At 36.3% G+C, this 12964-nt stretch carries 9 protein-coding genes; 4 read left to right on the top strand and 5 right to left on the bottom strand.

Translation table 11 applies throughout. The features are described from left to right. Positions 1-34: 34 nt before the first annotated feature. Positions 35-997, bottom strand: coding sequence for an AraC family transcriptional regulator (locus KTI78_RS06080; protein WP_262445540.1), 963 nt, complete (start codon positions 995-997; stop codon positions 35-37). A 171-nt stretch (positions 998-1168) separates the two neighbouring features. Here KTI78_RS06080 and KTI78_RS06075 point away from each other — a divergent pair, with 171 nt between their 5' ends. Then, a complete protein-coding gene (locus KTI78_RS06075; protein ID WP_262445539.1) occupies positions 1169-2392 on the top strand; it encodes an alkane 1-monooxygenase in 1224 nt (407 codons plus the stop codon). 113 nt (positions 2393-2505) lie between these two features. Here KTI78_RS06075 and KTI78_RS06070 read toward each other — a convergent pair whose 3' ends face one another. The 4 genes from KTI78_RS06070 to KTI78_RS06055 all read right to left on the bottom strand — a co-directional run bounded on the left by KTI78_RS06070 (position 2506) and on the right by KTI78_RS06055 (position 7156). Then, the gene (locus tag KTI78_RS06070; RefSeq protein ID WP_016141149.1) at positions 2506-3711 is read right to left on the bottom strand and encodes an acyl-CoA dehydrogenase family protein; all 1206 of its coding nucleotides are present in this window, start codon (positions 3709-3711) and stop codon (positions 2506-2508) included. A 23-nt stretch (positions 3712-3734) separates the two neighbouring features. Then, positions 3735-5018, bottom strand: coding sequence for an acyl-CoA dehydrogenase family protein (locus KTI78_RS06065; protein ID WP_262445619.1), 1284 nt, complete (start codon positions 5016-5018; stop codon positions 3735-3737). Positions 5019-5247: 229 nt separating this feature from the next. Further along, positions 5248-6621: an ABC1 kinase family protein gene (locus KTI78_RS06060; protein ID WP_262445538.1), complete on the bottom strand. Its 1374-nt coding sequence runs from the start codon at positions 6619-6621 to the stop codon at positions 5248-5250. Positions 6622-6853: 232 nt separating this feature from the next. After that, entirely contained in the window at positions 6854-7156 is a 303-nt protein-coding gene (locus tag KTI78_RS06055) for a hypothetical protein (RefSeq protein WP_224991811.1), read from the bottom strand. A gap of 190 nt (positions 7157-7346) precedes the next feature. Between KTI78_RS06055 and ybaK the strand changes: the two genes are divergently transcribed. The 3 genes from ybaK (at position 7347) to mtlD (ending at position 12915) form a co-directional block, all read left to right on the top strand. Beyond that, positions 7347-7814, top strand: a complete 468-nt coding sequence (gene ybaK, locus KTI78_RS06050) for a Cys-tRNA(Pro) deacylase (protein ID WP_016141145.1) — start codon at positions 7347-7349, stop codon at positions 7812-7814. 157 nt (positions 7815-7971) lie between these two features. Then, positions 7972-10203: a TonB-dependent receptor gene (locus KTI78_RS06045; RefSeq protein ID WP_262445536.1), complete on the top strand. Its 2232-nt coding sequence runs from the start codon at positions 7972-7974 to the stop codon at positions 10201-10203. Between the two features lie 564 nt (positions 10204-10767). After that, a complete protein-coding gene (gene mtlD / locus KTI78_RS06040; protein ID WP_262445534.1) occupies positions 10768-12915 on the top strand; it encodes a bifunctional mannitol-1-phosphate dehydrogenase/phosphatase in 2148 nt (715 codons plus the stop codon). Positions 12916-12964 lie beyond the last annotated feature (49 nt).

Here is a 12964-nt window from a genome sequence, read left to right as displayed (position 1 = left end):
AAAAAAAGCGCTTCGGCGCTTTTTTTATTTTCTATTAATCGAGAGGTTGTTCGATATATTGCTGTCGATATTGTTTAGGTGATAAATCAAAACTCCTTTTAAATGCTTGACTAAAAGCAGTTTCAGACGAGTAGCCAACTTTATTTGATATTCGCTGAATTGATAAGTTACTTGTACGTAAATATTGGCTAGCTAAACGAAAGCGATAATGTTGCAAATAAGTTAGAGGCGGTTCACCAATAATACTGCTAAATAGATTTGCGAATTTGGAACGTGACATACAGCATTGTTCTGCTAAAGATTCAACGGTCCAAGCCATTTCTGGTTGGCTATGAATAGCAGATAGGGCATTACTCAATTCAGGGTGAGTTAAGGCACTTAGCCAGTTTTGTTGATCAGTCATTTGTTGAACGTGATCACGTATACATTCAATAAGAAGAATACTGACTAAATGATCAATAATTTTGTCATGACCTGGCCTAATTTTTTGAGTTTCAATCGCTAAAAAATAAAGTCCAATTTGTAGCCATTCAGGTGGGTTGGTTTGATTTTCATGTTGAATATGCATAATACATGGCAATGCATTAATCAAAGGACCTGCCATATGAGTATCAATCTGACAGCGTAAACATAGCAATAATGTTTTATCCGGAGAAGAAGTACCAAACTCGATCGCGTCTTGTCTATGTCCGTTAAAAAGTGAAGTAATATCTAGAGAATCTACCAATTTGCTGGCTGTTGATTTTGAATCAGTGGCACTATGTGCTTTTCCTGAAGGAATTAAAATAATATCACCAGCTGTTGCAATTATTTTTTCTGATGCATTAAGTTGAATATATACTGAACCAGTTAAAACAATATAGGCAAGTAAAGCAGATTGATCTTGTGTTTTAAAAGCCCATTCTCCTTGTGCTTTTAAATAGATGTATTCAGACTTATTAAGGTGAATATCATCAAAAAACTTACTTAGTGCATCCATCTTTAAATGATCAATCATTATTTTAATAAAATTATAGTGAGCTATAAGAATAGATCAACATGTGTTTTTAGGACAAAAAAGTGGAAGAAAATGCCAAAGACTTTAACATAGGTTTTTTGGACGGTTACTACTGTTAAGTAAACACTATTTCTTTAACTATATAGATATATAGAAAAAGGAAATATGACTATGAATGCACCAGTGAATGTTCAGCAAGAACTTATGCCAGTGCCTGCGTCTATGCGTGAGATAGATCGTAAACGCTTTTTATGGATGATTAGTCCCGCTTTACCTGTAATTGGTTTAGGTATTTTAGCTGGTTACCATTTTGGTCCACGCCCATTAAAAAAAGTTTTCGCTTTAGGTGGCCCACTTTTATTACATGTTGTGATTCCCGCAATTGATACTGTTATTGGGAAAGATGCACGTAATCCGACTGATGAAGAAATTAAGCTTTTAGAAAAAGATCCATATTATTCACGCCTTGTGAAAAGTTTTATTCCTTTACAGTATGCCGCAAACGCTTATGCATGTTATTTAACAAGCCGTAAAACCACGTCATTTATTGATAAGATTTTACTCGGTGTTTCGATGGGTGCTATTAATGGTATTGCTATTAATACCGCACATGAGTTAAGTCATAAACATGATCGTATTGATCATATTTTATCGCACTTGGCGTTGGTTCCGACAGGCTATAACCATTTCCGTATTGAGCATCCATATGGCCATCATAAACGTGCAGCAACGCCTGAAGATCCTGCTTCTTCACGTATGGGTGAAACATTTTATGAATTCTGGCCACGTACAGTTGTAGGTTCTTTTAAATCTGCCATTGAAATCGAGAAAAATCGCTTAAAACGTAAAGGTAAAGAATTCTGGTCAGGTGATAATGAATTATTACAGGGTTGGGGAATGAGTGCGGCTTTCCATGCTTCTATGATAGGAATTTTTGGTAAAAGCACAATTCCATATTTAGCGACACAAGCATTTTATGGCATTAGTCTTTTTGAAATTATTAACTACATTGAACATTATGGCTTGCTGCGTCAGAAAAAAGAAAATGGTCAATATGAGCGTACAATGCCCGAGCATAGCTGGAACAATAATAACGTCGTAACAAACTTATTCTTGTATCAGTTGCAGCGTCATTCAGATCACCATGCTTATCCAACTCGTCCATTCCAAGCGCTACGTCATTTTGATGAAGCTCCAGAATTACCAAGTGGTTATGCAAGTATGTTATTACCAGCATTAATCCCTTCATTGTGGTTTAAAATAATGGATAAGCGAGTTTTTGATCACTATAAAGGTGATTTAAACAAAGCAAATATTTCTTCAAAACGTCGTGCAAAAATCTTCAAAAAATTTGGAGTAGTAGACCAATCATTAGAACCAACAACTGTTAAATAAACAAAAACTTAAGTCCTGAAATATGAAAACCCTCTTATTATTCTTAATGAGAGGGTTTTTAGCTTCTAAAATTTGGAAATAGGTAAGGGAATATTGAAATTCCCTTTACTCTATTATTTTAGTTCACTCGATGATTTACCAAGTTCACGACGTGCAATAATTAATTGTTGTATTTGCTGAGTACCTTCAAAAATATCAAGAATTTTTGAATCACGCGCCCATTTCTCAAGCAGCTCATCTTCATTATAGCCAACACTTGCTGCTAATTCGACACATTTTAAAGTGATTTCATTCCCAACACGACCTGCTTTTGCTTTTGCAATAGAAGCCTCTTTAGAGTTTGGCTTTTTATTATCTGCCATCCATGTGGCTTTTAACATGAGTAGGCGAGCAGCTTCCCATTCAGCTTCCATACGGTAGATCTGTGCTGTCAGGTTAGAAGCATGCAGGTAAGGGGTAGAATAGTCAGGATCTAGCTGATCTTTAAAAATCTCTTTAATACGCTCTAAAGAAGCTTTTGCGCATCCAATTGCCATTGCTGCAACTAAGGGGCGAGTATTGTCAAAAGTTTCCATTACTCCAGCAAAGCCTTTGGCAACGTCGACTTCGGCATTACCTAAAAGATTTTCGGCTGGTACGCGGCAGTCAATAAAACTAATCACGGCTGTATCTGAAGCTTTAATTCCCAATTTATGTTCGAGACGTTCAACCTTCATTCCGGGCGTACCTTTAGGTACGACAAATGATTTAATTGCTGCACGTCCAAGTTTACGATCGAGCGTAGCCCAAACAACGACAGAATCTGCACGTTCGCCTGAAGTTACAAAAATCTTTTCACCATTTAGAATGTAGTCATCGCCATCTTTAGTTGCTGTGGTACGGATAGCTGCAGAGTCAGACCCGCAACCAGGTTCGGTAATGGCCATTGCTGCCCATGTTCCTTTGAACCGTTCTAATTGCTCATCATTTGCAACAGCGGCAATTGCTGAGTTTCCAAGACCCTGACGAGGCATACTCAGTAATAAACCCGTATCGCCATAACACATCTCAATAATGCCAAGAGCGGTTGACATGTTGGTTCCATTACGAATACCTTCATTGTCTGTATCACCACGCTTTCCAGCACCCGCAGCTCCAGCATTAATCCCTTCGCCGCCTTCATTCATACCATCAATGAGAGAAGCGAGCATATCAAGTTCTTTTGGATATGCATGCTCAGCTTTGTCATATTTACGAGAAATAGGGCGTAAAACATTGATCGCAACATCACGTGCTTGATCAATCATCATTTTGAATTTTTTAGGATTTTGTAAATTCATTAAAGTATCCTCTGATTGATCGCTTAAGCATGTAAGCCAGATTGTAAAATTGCCGTAGCCCGTAAATCGCGGTACCAACGTTCAACTGGATGTTCTTTTGTAAAACCATGTCCCCCAAGAATTTGCACACCATCTGTACCGATTTTCATGGATTTTTCAGCACAAAGTAGATGAGCTAAGTAAGCTTCGCGATGAAATGGTTTGCCGGACTCTGCAAGACTTGCGGCATTTAGAATCAACATACGCATTGCATCAATTTCAATAGCCATATCAGCAATCATGAAAGCGACACTTTGACGATGAGAAATAGGTTCACCGAATGCAGTTCGTTCATTGGCATATTTAATACAATAGGCTTTTACAGCTTCACATGTACCGACAGCCATTGCACACCACATTAAGTTGCCTAAATCTAAAAAGGCAGTGTAATCAAAATCTGTTGCGCCTAGTCGTAGAGCAGGAGTGTGATTAAAGCGAAGAGTTGCTGTTTTTGTCGCTTTAAGGCCCATGGCTGGAGTGTTTTTAATAGAAATAGTTTCGTTACTCTGTACGACAAACATATCGGGTTTACCGTTAAAGTCTGCACTTACCAAGAACACATCAGCCAAATCACCTAAAATGACTAAGGTTTTTTCACCATCTATAAAATATTGATCATTTTCAAAAGAAGCTTTAGTTTTTAAAGTATAAGGATTAAATGCTGGGGTAGCTTCTTGTACTGCAAAGGTTGCGGTAATGTCGGCATCTTCTGCAAAACATGGCAAATACATCGATTGAACTTCAGCAGAACCCCAACGTGTGATTGCATTAATAACGCTAAAGGTACTGAGTAATCCTGCTGTAAGGCTAAAATCACCTTCAGCTAATTTTTCAGCAATTAATACGTTACTAACAATATTTTGTTCGGTCGCTACACCACCTAATGCTTCTGGAAGTGCATAGTAATTGAGTCCTAAATCTTCAACATATTGCCAAAGACTTTCAGGAAACTGAGCTGCCTGATCAGCATCATGAGCCAACCCCCATAAGACTTCTTGAGCAAATTGAGACATTGCCTCAGAAGTCATCTGTTGTTCTTCAGTTAGACTTAAATCAAATAGATTTTTTTGTTGACGAGGCAAACGTTGTTGAGAAATTTGTTTGGGTTTAAATACTTTTTGAGTCTGTGTTAATGCTCTAAAACCAGCTTTTGAACCTTGATAAAGAGATTTTTCAACAAATTTACGCAACTTGAGTTGATCAAGTACATCGCTTCCAGCCAATCTAGTGATCAGCGATAAACCCAAACCCTGAGCTTTATTGATCATACTTGTCATGATTATGGTGTCCTAACACATTGTTATTGTTTTATGCTGACACGCCTCATAGTAAAAAACTATGTCGTTACTGACATTCGAAAAATGAGTAGATAAAAGGTAAATAAAAAATGATTAAGTTGTAGGGTACTAATTTTATTTATTTAAATTTATTTTAATATTGGGTAAGTTAAGTGGAATTGACTAGAATGACATAGAATCATTCTAGTCTTTCACTAAATCAAGCAAAGTTACGAATCATACGTCGTACATTGGTTTTTGCATCAATCACCGTCATAAACGTATAGGCTCCAATAAATTTACGGCTAATAAACATAAATTCTTTTGGCGGAACCGAAAAATAACGAGATGCCATTGATTTACTTGCTTGCTGCATAACACGGCTGTGGAGCTGACTTTTCTTCCAATCATAACGTTCGTGTTCATCCATAAGGCCGGCAGGCATATCTGGATTATTTGCAGGAGTACTAAATGCCTCTGTCGCGAGTAAGAATACATCAGCCATACCCGGTTTAATACTTTCAGGCATTGCATCAAAAAACTCGTAACCAGTCATGGCTTTCACCATTGCATCTTTATTATGCTGATAACCTGCTTGAATGAGTTGACGTGCAACTGTTAGCAAGTGTTCATCAAACTGACGAATAGCACCAAAATCTAATAATATAATTTTGTCCTGAACATCTTGTCCATTACCTAAACGTACTAGGTAATTCCCAAAGTTAGGATCAGTTTGCATTTCACCCCATTCAAAAATTTCACGAACCGCAATTTCTAGCGAAGCTTCACCAAGTTGATTGCGACGTTCTTGAGGTAATGACAGCATAACCGGGCTGTTAATTGGCACGCCACGTTCAAAAGTCATGCAGAGTACTTGATTGGTACAGTATTCATCTACAATTGTTGGAACAATATAGCGTTCATCATCTTTTAAACGTTCACCAAAGCGACGAGTAGTAGCAGCTTCAACACCATAGTCAACTTCACGATGCATCATTTCACGTACTTCATCAAACCACTGATCAAATTCACGGGTTTGTGGCACCATACGCGTCAGTTTAAGCATGTTTTTAAACAAGCTCATATCGGAGTCAATTGCATTTGCAACGCCAGGATATTGAATCTTTAAAACTAACTCTAAGCCATCTGATTTGCGCGTTGCACGGTGTACTTGCGCGAGAGAGGCAGTACCGATTGGCTCATGATCAATAGTTAAATCATTTAATTTAGCGCCCAGTTGCTCTTGAAGATGTGGCTTAATTGCAGGCCAATCTAATGCAACTGTCTGGTTATTTAAGGTATTTAACGCTTGTGTAATTTCTTCAGGTAAAAAATGTTCACCATAAAGGGCCATCATTTGGCCAATTTTAACAATAGAACCCTTAAGTTTACCTATTTCAGAAACCAGATAATTAGCTTGTTCGCTCATCGCTTTTTTACGTTTCTTTTCTTTTTCTTCCTCATTAGAAAATATAGAAGAGGCACTTGCAGTTGCCCAACGTGTTCCTGCAAGTAAAGAAGCTTTCGCGATTGATAAGCGTCGATCCATGGAAGAAGTTTTTAAACTCTTAAGCTTATCTTTCTGATTTGACATGAAAATAGAATCCTATGCGCATCATGCAGCCAAACGCTGGTGATCTAAAATTGTAACGAATATTACATGTTTTGAGCGTATTAAAATAGTTCTCTCAGACTGAATGATCAGTCGAAATGGCTATCTTTATTTCAATAATTTTAAAATAGCCTAAGCAATTTTAAAATTGAAGAAACTTACAGCGTTCAGATGAGTAAAAATAGGGTAAATGGATCTTTTATAACCACTTAGATTACATTTTAAATTGAATCTTAAATTCAGATTTTTGCATCAAGTGAAGTCGATTAGTCTGAATATGCTGTAACAACATTTGTTTGACGGAATCATGCATAAAACCAAGTGCATGAGCTTTTACAATAATAATGCTAGGCAAGGTATAGAAAAAATACTTAACATCGTCGAGTGTGGCGTTATTAAAAACACCTTGTTCAACTAACGTCTGCTGCAAAAACTGCTTTTCATTTAATACATAATCTGAAGATTCATCCCAAAAACGGTGACGCATAGCCATCAGATTGTTGTGTTTATAACTCATAAAATTGTTAGCTCAGACTTCAACTATAAATAAAATATATGGAGTCGAGTCCTGAATATCAAGTTGAGATTATTTTTTATTCAGTTGCTCTTTGATTTTTTATGTAATTCTTGTAAATAGCCTAAGCAAATTTAAAAATTTTTTTAAAAAACCTATAATCGAAACAATTTCATCCCTAACACTACTTATTATGACTCCTGCATGTAGACTGTTAAAAAGTAATAAAATTGAATTTTCAATCCATGAATATGAACATGATTCAAATGCTAAAAGTTTTGGACTAGAAGCCGCAGAAAAACTAAATTTAGACGTAAGGGAAGTATTCAAAACCTTAATGGTGAGCGACGATAAGAATTATTTTGTCGCTGTATTGCCAGTTAATCATCAATTAAATTTGAAAAAAGTAGCTACGGCATTTGGCTGTAAAAAATTGCAGATGGCTAACCCTAAAGATGCTGAGCGTCTAACAGGGTATTTAGTCGGAGGAATCAGTCCTTTAGGTCAAAAGAAACGTTTAAAAACTGTTATTGATGCATCTGCACAAGAGTTCAGCAAAATTTATGTGAGTGGCGGGAAACGGGGATTAGATATTGGCTTAAACCCTAAAGATTTAGCACAACTCTTAAACGCTCAATTTGTTGATGTAATTGATGAGTAAAATCAATCTCTTTCTTATCTCATCTAATTAATTAATTTCCCGATAATATAAGTAGGATTTATTTAATAAAAACAATTCTCATTATTATTTATATTTAGTATTATTCCGAGCTTTATAAAATTTAACTAATGATTTTTGGGCTAGGAGAAAGGGAAAAATGCATCAATATAAAAAGGTTGGGACAAACTCAAATCATCTAATGCGTGCTGAATCACAATATTTTAAATTAAAACCTTGCTGTCTTGCTCTAACAGCAATATTTACACAACAGGTTTATGCGAATACAAATATTCAAGAAGAATCCATTAATAATCAAACGACACAAAAGCCTGTAGCACAATTGCAAAAAATTATAGTGACGGCGACAAGAACACCAAAAAATATTGCTGAAATTGCAAGTACAGTTCAAACGATTGAAAAGCAGCAAATTGAACAACAGGCTACAGCTGGACGAAAAATTGCCGATATTCTAGCTCAGTTAGTTCCATCACTAGGCGTGAGTAGTGGAACGACTACTAACTATGGGCAAACAATGCGCGGTCGCGATGTCATGATCATGATTGACGGAGTATCGCAAAATGGATCACGCGATGTCGCTCGACAGTTAAATAGTATTAGCCCAGGCATGATTGAACGTATTGAAGTCCTTGCTGGAGCTACGAGTATTTATGGATCTGGTTCTACCGGTGGGATCATTAATATTATTACGAAACGTGCTGACTCGACTAAACCTGTAAGTTTTGAGACCAAACTTGGTATTACATCTTCTGATACATTCCGTGGAGATAGCCTAGCTTATGAAATTGGTCAATCTATTTCATTTAATAAAGATAATATAAATGGTTTCTTGGGAGCTAATTTTACTAGCCGTGGAACTCAGGTTGATAGTCATGGTGATCGTATTGCTATAGCACCTATGCAGGGAAGCCGCCCTGACACCGATACAGTTGATATTAACAGTCGTCTAAATATAGATTTAACCGATAACCAATCACTAAGTTTGGGTGCACAGTACTATAAAGATGAACAGGATACGAATTATGGTCCAGATTATGGAAAAAATTATATTTATGGAGGAGCGCCTAACTCCTATATTGGAAAAAAGGGATTAGAAATAACTAATCAACCTTTTACAGAGCGCTATGCATTTAATACTCAATATCAAAATAAAGATATTTTAGGTCAGATCCTAAATCTCGAAGGATATTACCGTAAAGAAAGTACTCGTTTCTTTCCAGTCTTTTTAGGAGGAGAAGGCACAGAAGCAAAACAGTCTCAATCTGAAATCGAAGTTGCTGGTCTGCGCTCAACGTTACAAACTGATTTGAATATTATGAATCGTGATCTTAATTTAACTTATGGTTTAGATTATGAACATGAAAAAGATCATCAACATTATGAGCACTTCACAGCATTTAATACAGGTTTGATATATAAACCTACTGGTAAAACTTCCGATGCTGGCCCAAATACAACAATTCAAAGTGCTGGCGTTTTTCTACAAGGTGATTACTCTTTAACAGAGCGCATGAACGTACAAGCTGGTACTCGTTATCAATATATTAAAGCTGAAACCGAACAATATTCGACTAAAAATGGAATACAGCCAAGCGGATCTGTAAATGACGATGCTGTTTTATTCAATTTGGGAGCGATATATAAATTAACAGATGAGCAGCAAATATTTGCTAATTTCTCTCAAGGTTTTAGTTTTCCAGATGTACAACGAATGATGCGTGATGCATTTAATATTTCAACAGCTAATATCCAACCTATTAGTGTAAACAGCTATGAACTAGGCTGGCGTTTACAAGGGGAGCAGAGCCTAAATCTAGGTATAACAGGTTTCTATAATACCTCAGACAAAGTGGTTCAGTTCTACAAGAATAGTAATAAAGAAACTGTTGCTGAAGTTATGGACAAAGACCAGCGTGTATATGGTGCTGAACTAACGGTGACCTACCCATTTATGGATGAGTTTAAAGTTGGGGGGACGCTTGGTTATACGCGAGGTCAATATAAAGATACGGATGGTAAATGGAAAGAGTTAAATGCTTTTCAGGTTTCACCAATAAAAGGTACTATTTTTGCTGAATGGAACAGTGATGAGGGATATGGAACTCGTGTGCAAATGCTTGCTATAAAAGGTACAAATGAAGCCGTAAAAGATGGCTCACTTTCAGCTGTAAAAATTAAAGGCTATAGCACGATGGATGTGTTGGCACATTTTCCAGCATGGAAAGGACGTATAGATTTTGGTGTATATAATGTTTGGAATAGAGACTATCGAACTGTCTATAGTCAACAAGCAGAAAAAGTATATGGGCTTGTAGAAAGTATTCCAGCTGAAGGACGTACTTACGGTCTTAGTTATACATTTAATTATTAATGTGAAGCAATATAGGGAATATCTATAAATTATAGGTATTCCTTAATAAATATAAAAAAATAGCAAAATAAACTTGCATCAATAAATGAAAATGATTATCATTATCCTTATTGGGAGTTAAGGAGGGTTCTAAAAATTAATTATAGTGCGTACCACTCTAACGTTAAGTTTTTAATCGATTTAAAGTTATACCAGCGACTCCAATAACAATAACGCTGAAAGATGAGTTGATTTCTGGTATGTGAGCGCCTGCAAGATATTATAACAACAGGCAGGTTCAACTAGCGGTAAATGGAACTAATAAAAATAAACATTATCAGCGCAACAAAAAGAACTAAACAAAAGCAGCAGGCGAGGAAGGCCTGCTGCTTTTGTATTTAAGGTTAATTTCATAGTTATTCATATATTTCAACTGTTTTAGACTTTTAACTCTACTGAGTAACAGATGGATTATATTTTTGATTAAAAAATAACCACTAATGTTTCATTTATTAACATCCTACCTTTTTAGGAATTTTTTTGTATACCCTGAATAGAACATGATCAAAAAAAAGAGGTAAAAACGTGCTTATTTTTCATGGAAAACCTGTTCATGGAGCTATCTTCGATATGGATGGGACAATGTTTGACACTGAGCGATTACGGTTTCAAACATTGCAACAGGCATCTCAAGAACTCATTGGGCAGGAGTTTTCTCACGAATATTTAATGCAATGTTTGGGTTTAAGTGCAACTACTGCTGAGCAATTAGCTCAACGGTTATATGGTGTAAATGTTCCCTATAAAGAAATTCGAAAAAAAGCTGATGAGATGGAACTCGAACATATTCGAAAACACGGCGTGCCTATCAAAAAAGGTTTAGTTCAGGTTCTAGAACGTTTACGAAAATCCGGGTTAAGAATGGCTGTTGCCACGTCAAGCCGTAGAGCAATTGCCGAAGAATATTTAATTAATGCCAATGTATATAAATTTTTTGATGTAATTACCTGTGGTGATGAAGTAGAACAAGGAAAGCCACATCCAGAAATCTTTTTGAAAGCTGCTAGCCAACTTCACTTAGACGCTAATCAGTGTCTTATGTTTGAAGATTCTGAAAATGGTTTAACCTCAGCTCACACTTCAAAAGGTCTAACGATTTTATTAAAAGATATTAAAGAGCCTAATGATGAAATGCTGGAAAAAGCGCATTTTTATTATGACCAGATGTATGACTTCTTAACAGATCTCGACCAATTTATTCCTGTTATGGATATGCCTGAAATACAGGAACCTTTTCCTCAAAGTTTGAATCAATTGACAGTTGGGATACATGGTTTCGGTGCTATTGGTGGTGGTTACATAGCACAGATCTTGTCACATTGGGATGGATACACAAAACCAAAGAGAATTATTGCTTCTACACGAAATAGTCTTTTTCGCGAAGCTGTAAATGCATTTGGGAACTATAGTATTCGCTATGGGCAATTTTCTTATGATGAACGTATTGAGAATATGACCATTGTTGATTCTGAAAATGAACAACAAATGTTAGAGATGTATACTCATTCCAGTTTGATTGCACTTTGTTTACCTGAGCAAGCTATTGAAGCTGAATCAAAAATAATTGCAAAAGGGCTGTATGCACGTTTTAACTCGCCACTTAAAACATGTATTGAACCGCTCACTTTTCTAATTATTTTAAATAAAGTAGGCGCGAAATATTTGGTTATGAAGCATCTTAAAGAAGCTCTACTAGAGTTAACCAACGATGAAGATGTTACTGAGCATATTTTAAAAGAACATTACTTTTGCGACACCGTTGTAAACCGCATGGTTTCAAAGCTATCTAATCAGAGTTTATATCGCCAACTTCGTATTAAGCACCATTTTCTTGAACAGCATTTATCTGATGTGGAGCATGAAGAACAGGTCGAAATTGAAGAGTGCAATAAACTGACCCAAGATCAGCAAAATCAGGCTTCCGTATATATTGATAACATGCGCCGTAATTTCCAGCCAGGACATATTTTACAAAGTATGGACTTAATTCTGTTTCATAGCGAAACGGATATGCCAATTTATGTAGAGAAAGGCAGTCCTTTACTCGAAAAGCTACGTCAAGTTGTCTTGGTTAGTCAGATTACGGACATCCAATTAATCAAAAACCGTCTATGGAATGGCGTACATGCCATGCTTGCCTGGTATGCCTCATTAATGGGGTATGAATCTATTGGTGTTGCAATGGGAGATCATTCGGTTAAAGCATTTGCAGAGAACTTAATTAGAGAAGTAAAACAGGGCCTTGCCATAGTCTTACCTAATTATGCAAAAGATCTAGATCGAATAGCACAAAGCTTTTTAGACTCATGCGAATATGCATTTAAAGACCCTTGTCAACGAGTAGCGAGAGATCCACTACGAAAATTAACTCATAATGAAAGAGTAATTGCATCAATTGAGGTAAATATTAGCCATGATTTGCCTTATAAAAATCTATTAAAAGGAGCTGCTTTAGGTTATGCCTATGCGATTCAATTTTTAGAAATTGAAGAGACTGATGCAATTAAACATTTACACCAGCAAATTCAGAAATTGGATATGAGTACGACTCAAAAAAGCCAACTTAAAGCTGAGTTAACGGAATTAGTCCAATATTTATTTTCTGAACAAGGCAAACAACCTTTGGAAATGAATATGATTAACTCCAAAACTACACGCACTCAATATGCTTAAGTTCTTTTAAGTAATTAATCCCACAACTAAAAGGCAAACATGCTTTAAT

It is taken from the genome of Acinetobacter sp. WU_MDCI_Abxe161 (assembly GCF_025514355.1).
In the GTDB taxonomy this organism is placed as follows: domain Bacteria; phylum Pseudomonadota; class Gammaproteobacteria; order Pseudomonadales; family Moraxellaceae; genus Acinetobacter; species Acinetobacter pittii_E.
Note: the sequence above shows the minus strand (reverse complement) of the source record. Positions and strands in the feature narration are given on the sequence as shown.

Coding starts and splice junctions, on each gene's coding strand:
- KTI78_RS06060 (WP_262445538.1), bottom strand. CDS start 6,621: ATGTCAAATCAGAAAGATAAGCTTAAGAGTTTAAAAACTTCTTCCATG.
- KTI78_RS06055 (WP_224991811.1), bottom strand. CDS start 7,156: ATGAGTTATAAACACAACAATCTGATGGCTATGCGTCACCGTTTTTGG.
- KTI78_RS06045 (WP_262445536.1), top strand. CDS start 7,972: ATGCATCAATATAAAAAGGTTGGGACAAACTCAAATCATCTAATGCGT.
- KTI78_RS06065 (WP_262445619.1), bottom strand. CDS start 5,018: ATGATCAATAAAGCTCAGGGTTTGGGTTTATCGCTGATCACTAGATTG.
- ybaK (WP_016141145.1), top strand. CDS start 7,347: ATGACTCCTGCATGTAGACTGTTAAAAAGTAATAAAATTGAATTTTCA.
- KTI78_RS06075 (WP_262445539.1), top strand. CDS start 1,169: ATGAATGCACCAGTGAATGTTCAGCAAGAACTTATGCCAGTGCCTGCG.
- KTI78_RS06080 (WP_262445540.1), bottom strand. CDS start 997: ATGATTGATCATTTAAAGATGGATGCACTAAGTAAGTTTTTTGATGAT.
- KTI78_RS06070 (WP_016141149.1), bottom strand. CDS start 3,711: ATGAATTTACAAAATCCTAAAAAATTCAAAATGATGATTGATCAAGCA.